The organism is Streptomyces sp. NPDC006430, from assembly GCF_040612395.1.
Lineage (GTDB): Bacteria > Actinomycetota > Actinomycetes > Streptomycetales > Streptomycetaceae > Streptomyces.
Genome location: NZ_JBEXQA010000009.1, coordinates 225207 through 246361 on the forward strand (window position 1 = coordinate 225207; position 21155 = coordinate 246361).

Sequence of the window (21155 nt, forward strand, 5' to 3'; positions counted from 1 at the left end):
GTGGTTTCCGTTCCGGCGGCAGCGACCGTCCGTCCGGCGGCTTCCGTCGCGACGACCGTCCGTCCGGCTCCGGCTCGACCGGCTCCTTCGGTGGCCGCCGCGATGACAAGCCGCGCTGGAAGCGCAACGGCTGATCGCAGCCCCAGCCACTGAGCTGACTGCCTGACAGGGCCTCACGACACCGTCGTGGGGCCCTGTTCGCGTACGAACCGCCCCGGCGGCCAGACGACCAGAGCGATCGCGCCACCCGGACCGCCAAGTATCCTTACGGGGAGCCCCGGTGACCCCTGGACACGCCACGATCCGAGCGTGACGGGGCCGGTCGGTCGATACTCGATCGGTTGGCCCGTGGTCTCCGGCTATGCTCTGGTGTGAGCACGTGAGGGCCATTAGCTCAATTGGCAGAGCAGCGGACTTTTAATCCGTTGGTTGTCGGTTCGAGTCCGACATGGCCTACTGCTCGCGGGCGAGGGGAAGCCTCCTCTGACCTGCGCTTCAGCGCCCCATCCGACTTCTTCGGGTGGGGCGCTTTGCTGTGCCCGGGGCGTCCGATGGCCTGATGTGAGCCCGAGGTGAGCCCGGCGGTACGAACGGCCTGCCGCGGGACCAGCCTCACCGCCGCCTCAGCTGCCTTCCGTGCAACCTCGGGCAGGACGCTGGTGTACGTGTCCGAGGTGATGGTGATGGAGGAGTGGCCGAGCATCTCCTGTACGACCTTCATCTCGGCGCCGGCCGCGAGTGCGAGGGTTGCCGCGCCGTGGCGCAGGTCGTGCAGCCGGATCGGGGGCAGACCTGCCTCGGCAGCCAGCCGCCGGAACTGGTCGGTCACCCATGCCGGGTGGAGCCACTCGCCGTTTTCCTGCGTGAACACGCGGCCGGTGTCGGCGTATGCCTCGCCCCACGCGAGGCGCTCCCGCATCTGCCGCGTGCGGTGCTTCGCCAGCACCTTCACCGTCTCGGAGTCGAGGGCGACCACACGGGACCGAGCCCGCTCGGCGAGGACGGATACCGGACTGGGCTGGAATGGAACCCCAACAGCCGAGCCCGCGCCCGAGCTGCCGAGGTCATCGCCGAGCACCGCGCCGAGCGGACCGAGGTCGTGCTCGACGCGCACCTGCGCTTCGAGTGGGCCGCGCACGCGGTACGCGCCCCCGGACTGCTCGCCGCCGTGCAGGAGACGATCGGCGAGGCGGTCGCCGTCGAGAACACCTTTCTGCTGATCAAGTGGCCCGGCCGTGAGTTCCGAGTGCCCTGGCACCAGGACGGCACCAACCGACGGATGCAGCTCGACCCCGCCCGCTCGGTCGCGGCCTGGCTCGCCATCACCGACGCGACCAGCGCCAACGGCTGCTTGCAGGTCATCCCCGGTTCACACACCAGCGGCTACCTCGGCAACGACCGCGAGACGAGCAGCGCCCGCCGAGGCAGAACCCTCGGAGTGCAGGGCATGCCCAACGGACCGCACGACCACGGCCTATGGCTGCCACTCGACGCCGGGCAGGCATGCCTGATGGACGTCCGGCTCCTGCACCGCTCGGACAGCAACACGACCGCCGGCGCCCGAATCGGCCGTCCGGGTGCTCACCGGCGAGGACGTCGACCCCGCTCGGCGCGGCAGCAAGAGCGTCGTGGCGTTCAGCGACTGCCGGTACTACTGCCCCGACGCGGTCACCGTCGAGCGGTGCATCGAGCACCTGCGCGCCAGCGACGAGCGGCTGCGCTCGCGCCCCGATGAGCAGATGCTCTGGGACTGGGAGTGCACGTACTTCGAGGCCGACCCGGACAACCAGAACGGCGGCGGGACGGTCCTGCTGGGCGTCGCCTGGTACGACCGCGCGTTCTTCGACGACCGTCGGGGCGCCTGGTTCGGCGCCATGCACACCCGCATCTACCAGGAGATCGGCGTCCCGTTCGAGAACGTGACCGTCGAGCACTGGCTTGCGCTCGACGCTGCCGACTGGAAGCCGGAGGCGCCCGCGGCGTAGCCCCTCTGCAAGACTCTGGCCCCCGCCACGTCTTCACAACGTGACGGGGGCCGGGGAAAGGCACAGTTCGGCGGTCGGCCAGGTCCTGTCCTGGCCGACCGCCGTTTGGCCGCCCGGCATGAGGTCAGCGGCGGAAGCCGCGGACTCCGCGGGGGCTGCCGACGCCGGTGGGGGCGTCGTAGCCGATGAGTGCGGAGAAAGCACCGGCGGTGCCCACGTTGATGTCCCAGAACGCCCGGCGGTGGGCGTATGGGTAGGAGTTGGGGCGGTCGTTCGGGCCCGGGTTGCCGGCCTGCGCGTAGATGCCGGCGACCAGGGGTGCGGCGACGCTGGTGCCGCCGGCCACCAGCCAGCCCGTCTCGTTGTTGGGTGTGGGGGTCGTGGTGTAGAGGGACAAGCCGGTAATCGGGTCGGCGACCGCGGCGACGTCGACGCTGGTGCGGGTGCTGGGGCAGATCGTGTCGGTCTGCCACGGCGGCTTGGGCTGGAACTGGGTGCAGCCGGAGCCGGAGCCGGACCAGGCGGTTTCGTACCAGGGGCCGGGGCGGTTGCGCTGCGGGCCCGGAACCGGATTCGGAATCTCGTTGAGGCGGGTACCGCCGACGGCGGTGACGAACTTGGAGAGGGCGGGCCAGTCGGGGACGCCACCGGTGTTGCCGGAGGCCGCGACGAAAGCGATGCCGGGGAAGTCGAAGTAGGTCGGGTCGATGAACGGCTGGACGGGGTTCTCCCCGTCACCCCAGCTCATGGAGATGAACTTCGCCGGCGGCGAGACACCTTCCACACCCGTACGCGCCACGGTCACGGCGTCGAGCATGTCAGCGATGACGTTGCTCTCGGCCTCGACGAGCACAATGTGGCAGGCGGGGCAGGACGCGCTGACCGCATCGATGTCGATGGCGCTCTCCAGTGCCCAGCCGGAATCGACGGGCGGCTGGCTACCCGTGGCGTAGACCTGGTCGAAGCAGCCGTTGGCGGTGGTGCACGGCGGCAGGTTGTACTGGCGGCGGTATTCGGCGAGGTCGGCTTCGGCGGTGGGGTAGTGGAAGGCGCTGACGATCGCCACCGTCCGGCCCCGGCCGCCGCCGAAGGGGAGCTGGTAGGCACTGCGGATGTCGTTGGGCGTGATGCCTTGGGGTGTGACCCTCGGGGTCAGGCTCCTCACCGGCGGGATGTCGGTCCGGAGCAGGGACTGACAGGCGGCGCGGCCGGGCTTTGGCGGACATACGCGCATGGACTGTCCCGGATTCCCCGGCGGGCCTGCCGCCGGTGTCGTGACCGGTGGCCGCTGGCCACCGGGGTCCGCTGCCCGGGCGTGCCCGGCGCCGGGGGCGAAAGCCAGAGTTGCTACCAGGGGCACGGCCCCCAGTAGCAACCGCAGAATGCGCACAGGCCGCATGATGCTCCTTCATGCCGTCGGATTCGGTCGACATCATGGGCAGCGCACGGATGGCACACCTTGACGACAGGGCCGACAGCAGCGGGGAGGGCATCTAATGCAGTACGCGGACTCACCTCGACGGCCCACTTCGCAAACAGGGAACGCTGCGTGATGAACACGGTCACCAGCACCGAGCCACGTCATCGCGCTAGCTGTTCTTAGCGGGGGAGAACTCGGCCTCGTACCGTTGGGGACACCAGCGGTACGGCATCGACGGGCAGCAGTCGAGAAGCAACAAGTAGAGCACCGGCTGCACAGCCAGCGACCAAGGCCCCTCCCAGCACGAACGCCCCACGCGGCGAGGCGTCCACGAGGAACGGCAGCACCAGCATTCCGGCTGTGCCGCCCGCACGGATGACGGTCTGATCTACGGACATCAGGCGCAGCCGCTCGGCCGACGCGAACGCGCCGAGGTGCGCCCGTAGCGTGATGCTTGTCGTCGGAGTGACGATGCCCGTCAGCAGGGCGAGCAGGAGCAGCGCGGGCAGGTCGAGCACCAGGCCCATGCAGGCTGTCGCCGTGCCCTGTAGGGCCCACGCACCGCAGTAGACGGTCAGCCAGCCGCCCAAGCGGCGGTTGCTCGCGAGAGGGTTACCGAGCAGCGCCCCGACACCCACTGCCGCCGTGACGAGTCCGTACACCGCGGCGCCCGCCCCGTACCGGGCGGCGAGTAGGGCAGGCATCCCGATTGCAGTCACAGCCGAGCAGAACAGGGCTACGCCGTGCAGGCCGATCGCCAGCCCGACCCGCGGCTGCTCACGGAGCACCAGCCACGCCCGGACCGACGGCCGCGCCCCGCCCCCGGGGCGCTCGGCACTCCCGACGCCGGCCGAGGTCGCGTAGCGGCGGGCCAGCCAGCGCAGCGCCACGGCGGACACGGCGAACGTCGCGCCGTTCAGGGCGAAGAGCTGTACCTCAGAGACGACAAGTAGCAGCAGACCGATGCTGGCCGGGCCCGCGATACGGGCGATGCGGCCCGTGAGGTCGAGGAGACCAGTGATCTGCTGCACCCGCTCGGGCTCGACGAGATCGGGCACCAGGGCGCCGAGGTTGGGATCGAAGAGCGCCCCGAGCGTGCCGAGGAGCAGCACACCGGCGAGCAGTAGAACGATGCCGCGCGCGTCCGGCGACCACAGGAACGGCAGCGCGACCGCGACCGCCGCCCGTGCCCCGTCGACCCATGCGAGTGCCCGGTACGAGGAGAAGCGGGAGACGAGCCGGCGGCCCACGGTGCCGAGGGCGATGTACGGCAGCGACTCGGCCACGGCGACCAGCCCCATGAGCGAGGCCGAGCCGGTCGCCGCGTAGACGACCCACATAACCGCGAGGGCATAGAGGCGGTCCCCGAGGACGGAGAGGCTCTGTGCGAGCCACAGCACCAGTACGGGCCGCCGTCGCAGCAGCCGCAGGTGTTCCATACGTCCTCCGGGCCGAGCTGTGCCAGACCGGGCGCAACAGCCCCGGCCGAATCGCGGCCAACCCTAGGCCCGATGGGAGCAACCGGCGCAGCGTTCTCCCACACCTCACACGAATGCGGCACGGTCGGTACCCATCGCTGCGTAGGCGCCGTAATGGCAGAAGAGAAAACATTCAGATGAGCAGGTCAGAGCGTGCGCGAGGTGAGCCCGATGTGAGCCCCCGTGACGTCGGCCGATGGTTGGCCATCTCGATTCGCCGTTGGCCGCCGTTGCAGTCGGTACCTAGGTACAGGTTCATCGTCGGAGGCCGCTGCGGGGGCGTGATGACAGGAGCGATCGCCATGAACGATCTGGCCTGGGTGCCGCAGTCCTGCACGCTGCCGACCGAAGAGAGGGCCCCTGCGGGTCGCGGAGTGGGATGAGCTGTTCGCCGGGCGTCTGACTTCGCTGTCCCGGCCCCAATCGCTCCGTCTGCGCCTCTTGACCTGGCCGACGGCCCCTCGCCGTCGTCCTGGCCGTGCTGGCCGGGGGGACCTGGTGGCTCGGGCAGCGCCGCACCTGCTCCTGCGCGGCGAAGAGCGCGGGTGAGGGCGACGCATGCGGCTGTCGGGCATCCACCGCCCCGTTGAAGATCACCGGTGCGAGCCGCCGTTAGGGTCCCCGGCATGACTGTCGCTCGATCCATCGCCCTGTTCGCCGTGGCCGCCCTCTTCGAAATCGGCGGCGCCTGGCTGGTGTGGCAGGGCATCCGCGAGCACAAGGGCTGGGTCTGGATCGGCGCCGGCGTCATCGCGCTGGGTCTGTACGGGGTGGTGGCCACCTTCCAGTCCGACGACAACTTCGGTCGGATCCTCGCCGCCTACGGCGGGATCTTCGTCGCCGGATCCATCGCCTGGGGCATGGTCGCCGACGGCTACCGCCCCGATCGCTGGGACGTCATCGGAGGCCTGGTCTGCCTCGCCGGGATGGCCGTGATCATGTACGCCCCGCGCAGCCACTGACCGTTCCGGCCCAACGTCCGCGGCCCCGCGCCCGCGTGGCCGACTACCTGCCGCCGGAGCGGTCAACCAGGCATCGCCATACTCCGACTTCTCATCCGACGTGGCCTGCGGCTTGTGTGGCGCCCCGTTTGGTTTCGGCCAGGCGGGGTGCTTCGTCTTCCATGCTGGCCCGGGTCGAGTGCGGAGGTGCTCGAAGCGTCTTCCGTCGTTCTATAAGGCTCTGACCTGCACGTACCCCGGCTCGGTGGGTGGGTGGGACGTCAATTGGTGAAGACCGTCCCGCCGATGGCGTAGGGTTGTGTTTACCGACGCGGGGTGGAGCAGCTCGGTAGCTCGCTGGGCTCATAACCCAGAGGTCGCAGGTTCAAATCCTGTCCCCGCTACTCAGTACGAAGGCCCGGTTCCCTTTGGGGAGCCGGGCCTTCGTCGTCGCCCGGGGCGGTCTCACCCGATCGGCCGGGTCGTACGGTGCAGCGGCGAGCGGCTCGCCTCGGCGCGCGGCATTGCGGAGGCCGCCCAGCACACCGTGCCGCGCCCCGGCCGAGCGCATCGGGGTTCCTGTACCTCTCCGCCCGGTACGCGGTCGCGCAGGCCGCGACGCCTTCATCGGCGGGCCTGTACGCCGTCCAGGACGCCCCGTACGGAGCGCGCCGGCGGCGGCCCGGGGTGTGCCGGCACGAACGGAGGCGGCCCGTGCCCGTGCCCGCACCGTAACGCTGCGTGAGGCATGGGGTGCTCTCTGCAAGGTTTATGACGGGTCGTCAACAAGTGCGCGTGGCCGAAGAGATGTGGATCTTGATTGATTTTCGCCCCAGTTGCTCCGCTTTAACGGCATAAGCGTGGGTCAAGGGTGCGCAGAGAGTGGCTGATTGCCGCTAACGATCAATCGCAACAGCTTGGAATCACTCCCCTCCGTCTATTACCGTTCGATAACGCAGCGCGGTCGTCCCAGCCGTCGCAAGAGGCGGCGCCGTGCGCGTGCGTGTCAATGAGGAGTGTGCCCCGGTGGCCTCCAACGTGCCTGCCCCCGAAGGCATCGAACTCCAGGAACAACCCACCGCCGGTGCATGGGGCGAGTGGAACCCCACCGAGGACTCCGCCCGCTCGCTCCGCGGCAAGCACCGGGTCGTCAAGCAGCGCGGAGGCCTCGCCCGCAGTTCCACCGTCCTCGGTGTCGGCGTCATCGCGGCGGTCGGCGCGGGCGGCATCGCCACCGCGCAGGACCGGCCCCAAGTCGCCATCTCCATACCCTCCTTGCCCGACCTCGTCATCGGTGGCACCGCCGGGGGCGGCGCGCACCACGCGGACGCCCACGGCTCCGCGGCGGACGCCGAGGACTCCTCGAACGCGACCGGCATCATCGCGCAGCAGGCCGACCGGCACGCCGACGCCGGCCAGGCCCTGCTAGGCCGCATCCTCCAGCAGGCCGAGTCCCAGGAGAGCGCCGCCGCCGCCCAGGCCAGGGCCGAGGCCGAGCGCGCCGCGCAGGAGGCCGCCGCCGCGGAGGCCAAGGCCAAGAAGGAAGCCGCCGAGCAGGAGGCCGCCGACGCCCGCCTGGCTGCCGAGAAGGCGGCGAAGGAGGCGCAGGAGGCCGCCGACGCCAAGGCCGAGCAGGAGCGGCTCGCCAAGCTGGCCGGCAGCTACTCCCTCCCCACCTCCGCCTACACCCTCACCTCGCACTACGGCGTCGCCGGCTCCATGTGGTCCTCCGGCTACCACACCGGCCTCGACTTCGCCGCCCCGACCGGCACCCCCGTCAAGGCCGTCGCCGGCGGGAAGATCACCTCGGCCGGCTGGTCCGGCGCGTACGGCTACCGGATCGTGCTGGAGCTCGAAGACGGTACGGAGATCTGGTACTGCCACCTGTCCTCGATGTCGGTGACCTCCGGCTCGGTCGGCGCCGGCGAGACCATCGGCCGCGTCGGCGCCACCGGCAACGTCACCGGACCCCATCTCCACCTGGAAGTGCGCAAGGGTGGTTCGACGATGGATCCGCTGGCGTGGCTGGAGTCCAAGGGCCTGACCGTCTAGCGGGCGGTACGAAGACCCGCTCCAGCGATTCGACCGGCCCGAGGGGGTGGAGCCTGGGCGGTAGCAGCTCCTCCAGGGCCGCCGCCCGGGCCAGCGCGGGCCCCGCCGTCGCCTGGCGCGACCAGAGCCGGTCCAGCAACTCCCGTTCCCGCCCGGCGAAATCCGGTTCCCCCGCCGGGCCGCCGTGCCGTGCCCGGTGCCGCAGCAGGGCCAACGCCGCCGCGTCCGCCTCGTACAGGGCTACCGCTCTGCCCGCCGCCCGGCCCCCGGCGCGCCGGGCCAGTGCCCGGGCCAACGACCGGGCCGGCATCGACACCAGGGCCGGCACCTCGGCAGGCCCCAGCCAGCCTGCGGCCGCGTACACCGCCAGCTCCCCGGCGACGGCATGCAGCCGGCGCCGCCTTATCCGCACGGCCAGCCACAGCAGCAGGGCGAACACCGGGACCATCACGCAGCCGTAGACCGCGTAGAACCCGTACTCCCCGAACCGCGAGGAGCTGTTCCACAGGGCGTGCAGGCCCATCGCGGTCAGCAGCCCGAGCAGCGGCAGCCCGATCCGGCGCACCCGACCGGCGCTGAGTGCGCCCGCGCCGACCCCGAGCCCCGTCAACACCGTGAACAGCGGGTGCGCGAAGGGCGAGAGCACGATCCGTACGAAGAAGGTCGCGGCCGTCACCGAGTCGAGCGCAGCGGCGCCGCTCTCCAGGTCCTCGCCGAAGGCGTTGCCGAGGTAGAGGACGTTCTCGGTGCAGGCGAAGCCGGTGGCGGTGAACCCCGCCACCACGAACCCGTCCGCGGGGCCGGTGAACTGGCGTCCACGGAACGCGAACACCAGCAGGAGGGCGGCGGCCTTGGCGCTCTCCTCGACCACGGGGGCGACCGCCACCGAGCCGAGCCGGTCGGCGGCGGAGGCGTCCGCGGTGGCCGCCGTTATCCACTCGGTGGCGAAGTCGTTGGCCAGTATGGCGATCAGGGCAGCGGTGCAGGCGCCCCAGCCGAAGCAGAACAGCAACTGCGCCCAGGGGCAGGGCGCGGCCCGGCCGAGCCACCGGAAGGCCGCCATGAGCGGCGGCACCGGCAGCACGGCCAGCCCGAGGCCGACGAAGAACCCCGCGGTGCCGGTCTGCTCCCGCACGAGTTCGAGGATCGCCAGCCCCGACAGCGACAGCACGGCGAGCACGCACGTACGGACACCTCGGAGCGCTCGGAACACATGATGACTGTAGCGATCGGCTCCGATACGCGGAGTGACGTTGGGGGTTATCTACTCGCTCGGGGTTTCCCGGCGGCGGAAGAGCAAGTCGTGCACCACGTGCCCCTTGTCGAGCCCCTGGCCCTCGAAGCGGGTGAGCGGCCGGAAGTCGGGCCGGGGCGCGTAGCCGCCGTCCGCCTGGGTGTTCTCGAACTCCGGGTGGGCCGTGAGAACTTCGAGCATCTGCTCGGCGTACGGCTCCCAGTCGGTCGCGCAGTGCAGTACGGCCCCGGGGGCCAGGCGGGTGGCGGCCAGGTCGAGGAACTCGGGCTGGATCAGGCGCCGCTTGTGGTGGCGGGCCTTGGGCCACGGGTCGGGAAAGTACACGCGCAGCCCGGCGAGCGAGGCGGGCGGCAGCATCTCGCGGAGCAGGATGATGGCGTCGCCGTTGGCCACGCGGACGTTGCTGAGGCCGTTGCGTTCGGCCAGCGACAGCAGGTTCCCCTGCCCGGGGGTGTGCACGTCGGCGGCGAGGATCCCGGTCCCGGGGTCGGCGGCCGCCATCTGTGCGGTGGCCTCACCCATCCCGAAGCCGATCTCCAGCACGACGGGGAGTCCGCCGAACAGCTGCTCAAGATCGATGACGGAGTGCCCGTCGATGTCGAGACCCCAGGTTCCCCAGAGCCGCTTCAGGGCCTCGCCCTGCCCGGTGGTGACCCGGCTGCGCCGCGGCTGGAAGCTGCGGATGCGCCGCTCGTGGTGCGAGCCGGCCGGATCGGGGGAGGGCCCGTCGGGGAAACGGGGCTCGGTCCGCCACTTGGGGGGCACGTAGGAGTTCGCCTCCGACGTGGCTTCCGGGGCGCTGGGCTGGGGAGTGAGGGACTCAGACACAATGCCCAGATTCTACGACCCGCCCGGGCCACTGGCGGCTCGACGGCCCCGGGCCGGGCCGGGGCCCCCGGACCCGGGATCAGGATGTGCGGAGTGCCGTGAGGGTGCGGCGGGCGATCTCGCGGCCGATGGGGAGCGAGGCGGTGGCCGCCGGCGACGGGGCGTTCAGTACGTGGACCGTGCGCGGGGCGTCCTGGATCAGGAAGTCGTCCACGAGGGTGCCGTCCCGCAGGACGGCCTGAGCCCGCACCCCGGAGCCGGCCGGAACCAGGTCGGAGGCCGAAACGCCCGGCAGGAGCCTGCGTACTGCCTCCGTGAACGCCTGCTTGGACAGCGAGCGGTGGATCTCGCCCGCCCCGTACCGCCAGTGCCGCCGGGCCATCCGCCAGGATCCCGGCCAGGCCAGTTCGTCCGCGACGTCCCGCGGCCGGACCACGCTCCACCCGTAACCCTCGCGGGCCAGCGCCGGCACCGCGTTGGGGCCGACATGGACCCCGCCCCCGATCCCCCGGGTCAGGTGGACCCCGAGGAAGGGGAACGCCGGATCCGGTACCGGGTAGACGAGGCCCCGGACCAGGGAGGGCCGCGTCAGGTCGTAGTACTCCCCACGGAACGGCACGATCCGCATCCCCGGATCGTCCCCGGCCAGCCGTGCGACCCGGTCGCACTGCAGGCCCGCGCAGTTCACCAGCACCCGCGCCCGCACGACCAGACCCGCCGTCGTCCGGACCGCGACCCCGCTCGCCCGCCGGGAGATCAGGTCCACCGCTCCGCCGTAGACGATCTCCGCCCCGGAGGACTCCGCCAGCTGCGCCGCCACCTGCCCGTAGTCCACGATCCCGGTGGTGCCGACGTGGATCGCGGCCAGGCCGTGCACCTCCGGCTCGTACTCCGAGATCTGCGCCGGGCCGAGCTCGCGCACCGGAATGCCGTTCTCCCTGCCCCGCTGCACCAACGCGTGCAGGCGCGGCAGCTCCTCCCGACCGGTGGCGACGATCAACTTCCCGGTGACCTCGTGCGCGATGCCGTGCTCGGCGCAGAACTTCACCATCTCGGCGGCTCCGCGCACCGCGAAACGCGCCTTGAGCGATCCGGGCCGGTAGTAGATCCCGCTGTGGATCACCCCGCTGTTGCGCCCCGTCTGGTGCCGGGCCGGGCCGGACTCCTTCTCCAGCACCACCACCCGCGTCCCCGGGGCCAGGCGCGCCAGGGCATGCGCCGTCGACAGGCCGACGATGCCACCGCCGATCACCAGCACATCGCAGTCGACCCTGCCCACGCTGCCCACGCCGCCGCCCAAGCTGCCACCTCCCACCCCTGCATACTGCACCCCGCCACTGACAGGGCGGCTAAGCGGGGGCCACCAGCAGGGGCCGGGCCCGCTCGCGCAGCTCCGCCACGCGCGGCTCGTCCCCGTACGGTTCGAGCCGGTGCAGCAGGTCCCGTACGTACTCGGTCGTCCGCGCCGAGGAGATCCGGCCCGCGACCTCCACCGCCCGGGTACCGGCCGCGCACGCCGCGTCGAGGTTGCCCGACTCCAGCTCGGCGACCGCGCTCACCACCAGGCGCAGCCCGTGCGAGCGCACGTACTCCTCCGTCGGCCGCGACAGTGCCTGCTCCGTGAAGCGCCGGACCTGCCGGGGGAGTTTGAGGTCCCGATAGCATTCCGCGGCATCTGCCGCGAAACGGTCGTACGAGTAGAAACCCAGCCAGGTCGGATCCGGGTCGCCCTCCCGCGCCCGCTCCAGCCAACCCTCCGCCGCCCGCAGCGCGGCCCCGGCGGCAGTCGAATCGCCCGCCTTCGCGTGCGCCCGGGCCTCGACCAGCCGGAAGAAGCTCATGGTGCGGGCGGTGGCCAGCCCCCGGTTGCGTTCCACGGCCGCCTGCGCCAGGTCCACGCCCTCGTCCGGGAAGTCCCGGTACGTCGCCTGCAACGACATGGAAGCCAGCACGTACCCGCCCAGCGGTACGTCCGCAGCCGCGCGGGCCAGCCGCAGCGCCTGGATGTAGTAGCGCTGGGCCGCCTCTTGCTGGCCGGTGTCGAAGGCCATCCACCCGGCCAGCCGGGTCAGTTCGGCCGTCGCGCCGAACAGCGCCCGACCCACCTCGTCGCTGTACGAGCCGAGCAGCAGTGGCGCCGCGTCGACGCGCAGGCACTCGGGCACCATCGACGAACGCCAGTCGCCGCCGCCGTACTTGGAATCCCAGCGGCGGGCATCCTCCGCCGCCTCGCGCAGTTTGGTCACGTCGCTGTGGCCGACGCGCTGCAGCGGTGCGTCCGGCAGCCCCACGACGGTCGCGGGCACGAGCCCGGGAGGGGCGTGCGGAGTTTCGCTCGAAGGCTGTGCGGGCACAACCGTGGACGGCGACGCCCCCGGTCCCTCCGCCGGGGCGGCGGGCGCCGTGTGCGACACCGATGCGCGCGACGCCACGGTCTCGCGGGGCGCCACGGTCTCGCGCGGCGGTGCGGGCTGGCGGGGCGGTGCGGGCTCGCGCGCCACCGAACCGTCCGCCGGAGATATCAGCCAGCGCGAGGCGGGCGTCGCGTACGCGGACACTGCGAAGGAGCCGGCCAGGGACTGCCAGATTCCGCCACCGCCCCTGCGGCCGGCGAGGTCGAGCCGGTAGAGGTCGGTGGCCGAGCGCACCGCCTCGCCCACGTCGCGGGGGAAGGCGAGGCCGACCTCGGGCGCGGGGTCCGCGTCCGCCAGCCCGATCTCGTGCAGCGGCACCGGCCGCCCCAGCTTCGCGCCGATGGCGGCGGCGATCAGATGCGGGGCCGCGCCCTGCGGCACCATCCCCTTCGACACCCACCGGGCCACCGACGTCTTGTCATAGCGAAGCGTCAGGCCACGTTGTGCACCGAGGTCGTTGACCCGCCGGGCCAGCCCGGCGTTGCTGATGCCCGCGAGGGCGAGGACGGCGCCGAGCTTCTCATTGGGCTCGCGGAGCTCCCTGGACATGCGCCACCCCTCGTCACACGCGGAACGCACACAACGCATACGCCGCCGGGGCATAGTTCCCCGGCATTTCGTAAACCCAGCGTAGTTCCCCGCCTCCCAAGCGTTAAGGCCCCGACTTCCCTATGGCGGGATTGTTGTCCGCCCGCACAGTCGGGCAGCCGCCCGCGCCGACGGCGCACGTCCGCCTCCGTGCTCCGTCCGTGTGGCCGTGCGCCCGCCCGTGCGCTCTGGCCGGCCCTCGGACCCGGCGATTCGATGTGCGGTGCGTGGGTCGGCCCGCTGCGTGGATCCGGCGGGCCGGGGGATGCCGCTGCCTCAATCCCCGCGGGTGGCGGAACGGTCCGGGGGGCGGATCCCGCCTCCCGGACCGCGCCCGCGCGCCGCTGCGGTCGGGCGCCCAGGGTGTGCGACGGCAACCAGTACGGCAGAAGAATGGCCGAAACAGACCTATGGGGCGGGGGGAACGGAACGTCAAATACCGAGTGGACGCGCCGTGTTCGTTTGCGCGTGCGCCCTCGTCGGTCACTCCCGCACGCCCGTCTCGTGGCAGCATGGACCCCGAGCCACACCGGGGTCCAGCCGGCCGCGCCCTCAGCGCTGACCATGCCGCTCGTGCCCCGGTCAATTGCCCACGGGCTGGGGAGGCGGCGGTGCGCTGGTTGGTCGGGTGGAGCAGTATCGCCGCGAGCTTCGGCACGGCCGGCCGGGTCTCCGGCCAGGGGGGACACGACTCCAACGGCCTCTTGAGCGGCGGCATCGCAGACGCCGACCATCCGGACGACCCGGCCGCCCAGTACGCCGAACGCACCGTCGTCCCCGTCGGCGCCCAGCTCCTGTGGGGAGACCCCGACCCCCTGTGGGCCGTAGGCGACTGGCGCCCCGACGAGGTCCGCACCCTCGCCGCCGACCCCGCTGACCCCTTCACCCGGCTCGCCGTCCTTGGCTGCTGCGGTGCCACCGACGCGGAGCTGCGGCGCGCGCTGCTCGCCGCCCGCGGCGGAGCCCTGCGCCACCTCACCCAGTGGTCCGGCAGCTACACCGCGGTCGTCCAGACCGGCCGCCGCATCACCGTCGTCGGTGATCTCGCGGGTGTGCGGCCTGTCTTCTACACCCCGTGGGCCGGCGGGACGGCGTACGCCACCGCCGCGCTCCCCCTCGCCGACCTCATCGAGGCGCAGCTCGACATCGGGCACCTCGCGGCCCTGCTGGCGTGCCCCGACAGCCCGGAGGCACTGGGCGACGGCACACCGTACGTCGGCGTGCGGCGCATCCCGCCCGGGCACGCGCTGATCCTGCGGGAGGGCTCGCGCGAGATCACCGGCTACGAGCCGGTGGCCTCCCTCGCGGTGGCGGCGCCCGCGGCCGATCCCGAGCACGCGGTGGAGGGCGTACGGGAAGCATTGGTGGATGCCGTGCGCGCCCGGCTCACGGCACCGCGGCACGCTCCCGAGATGCTGCCCCACGACCCCGGTCCGGTGCCCGGAATGGGTCCTGCCGACCGGCGCGCGGCCCGCGGCGCGCCGGCGCCCGTGCCCGGAGTGGGCGCCGACCTCTCCGGAGGCAGCGCCTCCGCCACTTTGGCCCTGCTGGCGGCCGGCCTCCCGGGCACCCCGGGCACGCTCCTGAACCGCTCCGGCGAACGACTGCTCGCGGTCACCTTCAACGACCTCGCCACCCCCCGGGGCCGCGAGGCCGAACTCGAACGCGCCCGCGCCATCGCCGCCAACCCCCGGCTGCACCACGTGGTCGTCGCCGCCGCCGAGGAAGCCCTCCCGTACGCCGACCTCGACGGGCCGCTGACCGACGAACCCGGCCCCTCACTGGTCTTCGCCGCCCGCGACCGGCGCCGACTGGTGGCCGGCTCGGCCGACCACTTCGTGGGACACGGCGCCCGCCAGGTCCTCGACGCGCACCCGGCCCGCATGGCCGACCTCCTGATGGACCGCCGCCGCCGCCACCTGTTGCGCCCGGTCGCGGCACTGGCCCGCGCGGCGCCGGGCGACTCCGCGCTGTCCCTGCTGGTGCCCTTCTCCGTCTACGCGGCGGCCCGCAGGCTCGCCCGTACGTCGTACCGCGCGGGCATGGAGGCGGCAGCGGCCCGCCTGCGCGAAGGCACGGTCTCGGCCGGCCCCTCCGGCCCGGTGGACGCCTCGCTCGCAGCCCTCACCTGGTCCCGCCCGGGCCCGGCGGCGGGCTGGCTGACCGGCGAAGCGCTGGCGGAAGTATCGATCCGTCTTGCGACCGCCGCGGGCCGGCCCCCGTTCTCGCTGCGCCCGGGCGAGGCACGGGCCCGAGCGGCCCTGGCGCGCCACGCGGCCGACCACAGGGTCTTCGAACAGGCCGTGGAGGTCCGCAGCCAGCGTCTGCACGCCCCCTTCCTGGACAACCAGGTCGTACGGGCGGCCAGGGCCCTCCCGGAATCCCTGCGGGTCCAGCCGGGGGCACGGGCCGCGATCCTGCGCAACGTGCTGTCCTCCGCGGGCGTACGCGAACTCCCGCCGGGCTGGGGCGCCCCGGCCCACACCCCGAACGAAACGGCCACCCGGGTGGGCCTGCGCGCAGCACTGACCTCGCTGCTGGCGCTCTTCACCTCCCCGCTCCTGGCGGACGCGGGCCTGATCGAGGCGCGGGTCGTCCAACAGGCCCTGCTGGACGCGGCGGAGGGCCGACCGGTCCCGCTGGACGGCCTGGCGGAACTCGTCTCCATGGAACTGTGGCTCGGCCGCCTCCTCGCCCGCCGCGGCACCTGCTGGACGGGCACCTCCACCCCGCGCCGCCGCGCGGTCCCCACCGGAGTCCCCCTCCGCCGCCCGGCCCTCTCCTAACTCCCCGCGTCCCCGTCGCCCGCCGCCGTGCGGTGGCGGCGTCCGCTGCCGGCGGCGGACGAGCCGCGGGGAACCCGGGCAGGGCCCGCAGGAGCAGGGCAGAATTGCCCGGTGCGGTATCTCATCCTGGGCGTCACCGAGGCGCGCGGCGAGACCGGCGCCCCCCTCCCCATCGGCGGCGCCCGCCTGCGCGCGCTCCTCGCGGCCCTGGCGCTCCGCGCCGGCGGCCCGGCCGCCGCGTCCGTCACCGATCTCATCGATGAGGTCTGGGGCGACGACCCGCCCCAGGACGCCCCCGCCGCCCTGCAAGCCCTCGTCGGCCGGCTCCGCCGGGCCCTCGGCGGGCGGGACACCGTCCACGCCGATCCCGCCGGCGGCTACCGCCTCGCCGTCGCCGACTGCGACGACATCGACCTGCACCGCTTCACCCGGCTCGCCCGGCAAGGCGCCCAGCAGCTGGCCGCGGACCCGGCTGCCGCCGCCGCAACCCTCCGTACGGCCCTGGCACTCTGGCGCGGCCCCGCACTCGCGGACCTTCCCGAGACGGCGCGCGCGGCCCACGCCGCCGCCCTCGCACCGCACCGCACCGCCGCCCTCCGCGCCCGGATCGACGCGGACCTGCGCAGCGGCGCCGACCCGGCGGCCCTCCTCCCGGAGATCGAGGCGCTGATCGAGGAGCACCCGTACGACGAGCCGCTGCGCGCCCAGCAGCTCCGGGCCCTGCGCGCGGCCGGGCGCTCCGCCGACGCCCTCGCCGCGTACGAACGCACCCGCCGCACCCTGGCCGACGCCCTCGGCGCAGACCCCGGGCCCGAACTCAGCTCCCTGCACGCGGAGCTGCTCCAGCCCGCGCCCCCGGCGCCCGCAGGCAACCTCCGCCCCCGCCTCACCTCCTTCGTCGGCCGCGAACCCGAACTCGCCGCCCTCCACGCCGATCTGCCCCGCCTCCGCCTCGTCACCCTCACCGGACCCGGCGGTTCCGGAAAGACGCGGCTCGCCGAGCATGCAGCCGCCGCCCACCCCGAGCCCGGCTGGCTCGTCGAACTCGCCCGCCTCGACCACCCCGCAGCCGTCCCCGGCGCCGTCCTCAGCGCCCTCGGCCTGCGCGAGAACACCCTGGTCGGCCGCGAGAAGACCGCCGCCGACGACCCCACCGCCCAGCTCGTCGAACACTGCGCGCAGCGCCGCCTGCTTCTCGTCCTCGACAACTGCGAACACGTCATCGACGCCGCCGCCGCACTGGCCGAGGAGCTCCTCACGCACTGCCCCGGCGTGCGCATCCTGGCCACCAGCCGCGAACCCCTCGGCGTGCCCGGCGAAACCGTCCGTCCCGTTGACCCGCTCCCGCCCGCCCCCGCGCACCGCCTCTTCGCCGACCGTGCGGCCGCCGTCCGCCCCGGCTTCACCCCCGCCGCCGACCCCGAGGCCATCGCCGAGATCTGTGCCCGCCTCGACGGCCTCCCGCTCGCGATCGAACTGGCCGCGGCCCGGCTGCGGCTGCTCACCCCGCGCCAGATCGCCGACCGGCTCGACGACCGCTTCCGGCTCCTGACGAGCGGGGCCCGGACCGTGCTGCCGCGCCAGCAGACCTTGCGGGCCGTCGTCGACTGGTCCTGGGACCTGCTCGACGAGTCCGAGCGTGCGGTGCTGCGCCGCCTGTCCGTTTTCGCCGGCGGCTGCGACCTGCTGGCAGCCGAAGCCGTCTGCACCGAAGCCGTCTGCACCGAGGCCGAAGCCGAGGCCCAAGCCGACGGCCGCGTCCCCGACGTCCCCCACGTCCTGGGCTCCCTCGTCGACAAGTCCCTCGTCCTGGCCGAACCGGGCCCCGACCCGGGCGACGGCATGCGCTACCGGATGCTGGAGACCATCCACGAGTACGCCGCCGAACGCGCGGCCGCGCACCCCACCGACCGCGCCGCCGCCGCCCAGCGCCACGCCGCGCACTTCATGGCCCTCGCCGAGGAGGCGGAACCCCTCCTGCGGTCCGCCGCCCAGCTCCCCTGGATCCGCCGCATCGAGACCGAACTCGACAACCTCCGCGCCGCGCTCCTACACACCACCGGCAGCGCCGGGACCGCCGAGTGCGCCCAGCGTCTCGCGCTCGCCCTCGGCTGGTTCTGGTGGCTGCGCAACTACCGTGCCGAGGGCGCCGAATGGGCCGACCGCATCCTGGCCCTCACCCCCGCCGAGCCGCCGGCGGGCACGCCCGCGTACTGGCGCTTCATGCGCCTGCGGGTCCTGCACCTCGTCCTGCTCGGAAACGGCCGCTCACCCGAGGAGTTCAGTACCCCGCAGAACGTCGCCCTCGCCGCCGACGTCCAGCGGGTGTTCGCGAGCGGCGGCCCCGAGGCCGCCCGGTTCCCCGGCATGCTCTGGCCGATGACGACCTTCCTGACCGGCAGCACCGTCGACATGCGGGCCGGGCTCGACAGGACCGTCGACAACTGCCGCCGCCACGGCGGCGACTGGGAGCTCGGCGTCACCCTCATGCTCCGCACGCACGTCACCATCGACTTCACCGGCGGCCTGCCCACCGTTGACGCCGACCTCGCCGAACTGCACGAGATCGCCCGCCGGATCGGCGACCGCTGGACCCGCGGCCAGGTCGCCAGCGCCGCCGGCGAGGTGGCGCTCTCCCGCGGCCGGTACGACCAGGCCCGCGTCGAGTACGAGGAGTGCCTACGGCTGGCCCGCGAGGTCGGCGCCCACATCGAGGCACCCTTCGCGCTCGCCCGGCTCGCGGAGGCCGCCTTCTGCGCCGGGGACTTCGACGAGGCCGAACGCCTGGTCGCGCAGGCCCACGGCGAGGCCGAACAGTACGCGCACGGCGGCATCTACGACGTTCAGGCCTACGGCGGCCTGCTCAGCGCGCTGCTCGCCCTCGTACGCGGGGACCACATACGGGCCCGCTCCGCCTGTGAACTCGCCCGGACCGCGGCCGGCGAGACCACGGTGCCCCCGCAGCTCACCGCCGGGCTCGACAACATCGACGCCGTCCTCGCCTTCCGCGAACACGGCCCGGAGGCCGGCCTCGCCAAGATCGGGCCGGCCCTGGCCGTCGCCGTCGCCGCGCACTGCGCCGAGCGCGTCCTGGCCTCGCTCACCGACACCGCGGCCGTGCTGCTGGCCGCCGCCGACCGCCCCGCCGAGGCCGTACGGGCGCTGGCTGCCGCCACCGCCTGGCGCGCGGGCCACCCGCGTTCGGTTCCGGAACTGGCCGCCGTCGGCGGACTGCCGGACCGCACCCGCGCCGTGCTGGGACCGGACCGCTACGAGGAGGCGGCGGCGAAGGGCGCCGGGCTCTCCCCGCCCGAGGTCGTCACCCTCCTCACCGGCAGCTGATCACGGCGTCGGCCCAGCTCGCCAATGTCGGCAGGCTGCCTTGCCCGGCCTGCTCCACCACCAGCCGCAGCGACGTGCGCCCGGCCAGGGGGACGTCGACGGCGACCGCCGGGTCCTGGTACCCGAGCGGGGCGGACTGCCACAGCCGCTGCCCGTCGGCGTACACGGAGAACCGCACCCTGCCGTCGGTGAACAGCGACAGGCCGTCCACCCCGGCCCGCGCCGAGAAGGAGGTGCACTGCCGATTGAGGGTGATCTCCACGGTGGAACGGGAGTGCACGGTGATGCCCGACCCGTACCGCCGGTCGCCGATCTCCAGCCCCCAGCGCTGCCACACCCAGCTGCTGCGCCGGGTCTGCAGCTCGGGCCCGCTGTGGTCGCCGAGCGCCGAGTGGTCGAGTCGCGCCAGGGGGAACCCCCGCGGTGGCTTCGGCGCGGCCGGTGTCGGGGTGGGCACGGCCGGGCTTCTGGGCGGGTCGGAACTCGGGGTGGGCGAGGGCTTCGCCACCACGGCTCTGGTCGGTGTCGGGGCCGGCGCCGGCGCCTTCGGGGTGGTAGGGGTCGGTGAAGCGGGAGTCTCGGCCGGCCCGGACGGTACGGAGCCCTGCGCGACCGGCGGCTCCGGATCGATCGGGGCGGCCGTCCTCGGGGCCGGGAGCAGCGGCACCACGGGCGCCGCCACCCGGGGTGCAGCCTGCACCTGGGCGCCGGGCTCGGCGTCGTCCCCGGACAGGGCGAACACCACCCCGGCGGCTGCGGCGACCGCGATCCCGGCGGCGATGGCGGCCTTGGCCGGCAGCCCGATCCCTTCGGAGGCGATCGCAGCCCCGGACCCGGACCCGGACCCGGCTCCCCCCACGCTCGCCCCGGCGGCTCCCGCGGCCCCGGCTCCCGTGGTGGAGCCGCCCGAGGCGGCGGCAGCAGCCCCCGCGCCCCCGGCCGCGACGGCCCCGCCCGCCACCACGCCCGCCGCCTTCGCCACGTACCCGGCGGCGAGCCACCCGATGACCGCGACCGGCAGCAGTGCGGGGATGCCCGCGTTGACGTCCTTGAGCTCGCCGGCGGCCAGCCGGCACTTCGCGCACTCCTCCAGATGCTTGCGCAGCCCCCGCTCCGCCCGCATCCGCAGCCCGCCGCGGGCATAGGCGCCCAGCCGGTCCGCGTACCGTGCGCAGTCGCCGCCCGCGTTGAGCGCAGAGCTCACGTGCGCCTGTAGGTAGGCCTGCTTGAGCCCTTCCCGGGCCCGGCTGGCCAGCACGGCCGTCGCGTTGGCGCTCAGCCCGAACAGCGGGGCGATCGTGCTCGGGGAGGCGTCTTCGACGGTGGTGTGCCACAGCACGGCCTGCCACCGCTCGGGCAGGCTCCGGAAGGCCTGCACGGCCAGCGTCTGCTCGGCCGCGCGCATCGCCCGGACTTCGGCGCCCAGTTCGAGCGTGTCATCACCGGACAGGCCGGACAGCCCGCTGCCGATCTCGACTCCCGCGGCCACCTGCTCCGCGAACACCGCGAAGTCCTCGACGAGATGCTCCCGCCGGGACGTCTTCGCCCAGGCCGCGGCGACCCGGCGCACGGTGGTCAGCAGGTAGGCGCGCACCGACTGGTCCGGCCCGGCTCCGCCCCGTACCGCCTGCAGCGTCCGGGTGAACACCTCGGCGGTGAGGTCGTCGGCCGTGTGTCCGTCGCGGCAGCAGGTCCGCGCGTAGCGCCGTACGGCATCGGCGTGCCGCAGGAAGAGCTCTTCGTAGGCACCGTCGTCGCCCCCGCGCATCCGGGCGATCAAGTCGCCGTCGGACGGCGGCAGCCCGCCCCCGGTATGCCGCAGGGCCGCATGGCGGCCGCGCGGTCCGCGTTGGGCCGGGACCTGGCGTGTGGTCGGGCTGTCCGCCTCGACCTCGCCGCCGGTGCCACCGAGCGGCTCGTCCCGACCGTCAACGCTCATCGCGGCAGCCCCCGCACGACACACTCAACCGGTACACCGTTCAAGCCTGTCACACGGGGGGTGCGCGCCGAACCGCTCTCCACACCATCCACCCGTCCGGGCAGCGTCCGGAGAAACCCCCGTACCG

The 21155-nt window shown here is 73.5% G+C and carries 13 protein-coding genes, 2 tRNA genes and 1 pseudogene; 8 read left to right on the forward strand and 8 right to left on the reverse strand.

What is annotated here, in order from left to right; genetic code table 11:
• Positions 1–383 precede the first annotated feature (383 nt).
• Positions 384–456 (forward strand) — tRNA-Lys (locus ABZZ20_RS16700).
• Positions 457–601: 145 nt separating this feature from the next.
• On the opposite strand, the pseudogene ABZZ20_RS16705 reads toward ABZZ20_RS16700, so the two are convergent.
• Positions 602–979 (reverse strand): annotated as a pseudogene (locus tag ABZZ20_RS16705) (tyrosine-type recombinase/integrase); the annotation flags it as partial.
• A gap of 120 nt (positions 980–1099) precedes the next feature.
• Here ABZZ20_RS16705 and ABZZ20_RS16710 point away from each other — a divergent pair.
• On the forward strand, positions 1100–1735 hold the full coding sequence (locus ABZZ20_RS16710; protein ID WP_356870143.1) for a phytanoyl-CoA dioxygenase family protein: 636 nt from the start codon (positions 1100–1102) through the stop codon (positions 1733–1735).
• 4 nt (positions 1736–1739) lie between these two features.
• Complete coding sequence (locus ABZZ20_RS16715; RefSeq protein ID WP_356870124.1) at positions 1740–1985, forward strand: hypothetical protein; 246 nt, start codon at positions 1740–1742, stop codon at positions 1983–1985.
• Between the two features lie 124 nt (positions 1986–2109).
• Here ABZZ20_RS16715 and ABZZ20_RS16720 read toward each other — a convergent pair whose 3' ends face one another.
• Positions 2110–3150 carry a S53 family peptidase gene (locus tag ABZZ20_RS16720; RefSeq protein ID WP_356870125.1) on the reverse strand — a complete coding sequence of 347 codons (1041 nt, stop codon included), beginning with the start codon at positions 3148–3150 and terminating at the stop codon, positions 2110–2112.
• Positions 3151–3584: 434 nt separating this feature from the next.
• A complete protein-coding gene (locus tag ABZZ20_RS16725) occupies positions 3585–4844 on the reverse strand; it encodes an MFS transporter (RefSeq protein WP_356870126.1) in 1260 nt (419 codons plus the stop codon).
• Positions 4845–5509: 665 nt separating this feature from the next.
• On the opposite strand from ABZZ20_RS16725, the gene ABZZ20_RS16730 reads away from it, so the two are divergent.
• The 3 genes from ABZZ20_RS16730 (at position 5510) to ABZZ20_RS16740 (ending at position 7876) form a co-directional block, all read left to right on the forward strand.
• The gene (locus ABZZ20_RS16730) at positions 5510–5845 is read left to right on the forward strand and encodes a YnfA family protein (protein ID WP_356870127.1); all 336 of its coding nucleotides are present in this window, start codon (positions 5510–5512) and stop codon (positions 5843–5845) included.
• 309 nt (positions 5846–6154) lie between these two features.
• Positions 6155–6228: transfer RNA gene (locus ABZZ20_RS16735), tRNA-Met, on the forward strand.
• A 634-nt stretch (positions 6229–6862) separates the two neighbouring features.
• Complete coding sequence (locus ABZZ20_RS16740; RefSeq protein ID WP_356870144.1) at positions 6863–7876, forward strand: M23 family metallopeptidase; 1014 nt, start codon at positions 6863–6865, stop codon at positions 7874–7876.
• Here ABZZ20_RS16740 and ABZZ20_RS16745 read toward each other — a convergent pair.
• The 4 genes from ABZZ20_RS16745 to ABZZ20_RS16760 all read right to left on the reverse strand — a co-directional run bounded on the left by ABZZ20_RS16745 (position 7785) and on the right by ABZZ20_RS16760 (position 12922).
• Positions 7785–9089, reverse strand: a complete 1305-nt coding sequence (locus tag ABZZ20_RS16745) for a PrsW family intramembrane metalloprotease (protein ID WP_356870128.1) — start codon at positions 9087–9089, stop codon at positions 7785–7787. The genes ABZZ20_RS16740 and ABZZ20_RS16745 overlap by 92 nt on opposite strands.
• Positions 9090–9140: 51 nt before the next feature.
• The gene (gene trmB, locus ABZZ20_RS16750; RefSeq protein WP_356870145.1) at positions 9141–9896 is read right to left on the reverse strand and encodes a tRNA (guanosine(46)-N7)-methyltransferase TrmB; all 756 of its coding nucleotides are present in this window, start codon (positions 9894–9896) and stop codon (positions 9141–9143) included.
• A 142-nt stretch (positions 9897–10038) separates the two neighbouring features.
• The gene (gene lhgO, locus ABZZ20_RS16755) at positions 10039–11274 is read right to left on the reverse strand and encodes an L-2-hydroxyglutarate oxidase (RefSeq protein ID WP_356870129.1); all 1236 of its coding nucleotides are present in this window, start codon (positions 11272–11274) and stop codon (positions 10039–10041) included.
• Between the two features lie 34 nt (positions 11275–11308).
• Positions 11309–12922, reverse strand: a complete 1614-nt coding sequence (locus ABZZ20_RS16760; protein ID WP_356870130.1) for a sporulation protein — start codon at positions 12920–12922, stop codon at positions 11309–11311.
• Between the two features lie 650 nt (positions 12923–13572).
• Here ABZZ20_RS16760 and ABZZ20_RS16765 point away from each other — a divergent pair.
• Together ABZZ20_RS16765 and ABZZ20_RS16770 are read left to right on the forward strand one after the other, a co-directional pair.
• Positions 13573–15747: an asparagine synthase-related protein gene (locus ABZZ20_RS16765; RefSeq protein WP_356870131.1), complete on the forward strand. Its 2175-nt coding sequence runs from the start codon at positions 13573–13575 to the stop codon at positions 15745–15747.
• Positions 15748–15858: 111 nt separating this feature from the next.
• Positions 15859–19089 carry a BTAD domain-containing putative transcriptional regulator gene (locus ABZZ20_RS16770; RefSeq protein ID WP_356870132.1) on the forward strand — a complete coding sequence of 1077 codons (3231 nt, stop codon included), beginning with the start codon at positions 15859–15861 and terminating at the stop codon, positions 19087–19089.
• On the opposite strand, the gene ABZZ20_RS16775 is transcribed toward ABZZ20_RS16770, so the two are convergent.
• Entirely contained in the window at positions 19076–21028 is a 1953-nt protein-coding gene (locus tag ABZZ20_RS16775; protein ID WP_356870133.1) for a sigma-70 family RNA polymerase sigma factor, read from the reverse strand. The genes ABZZ20_RS16770 and ABZZ20_RS16775 overlap by 14 nt on opposite strands.
• Positions 21029–21155: the final 127 nt, after the last annotated feature.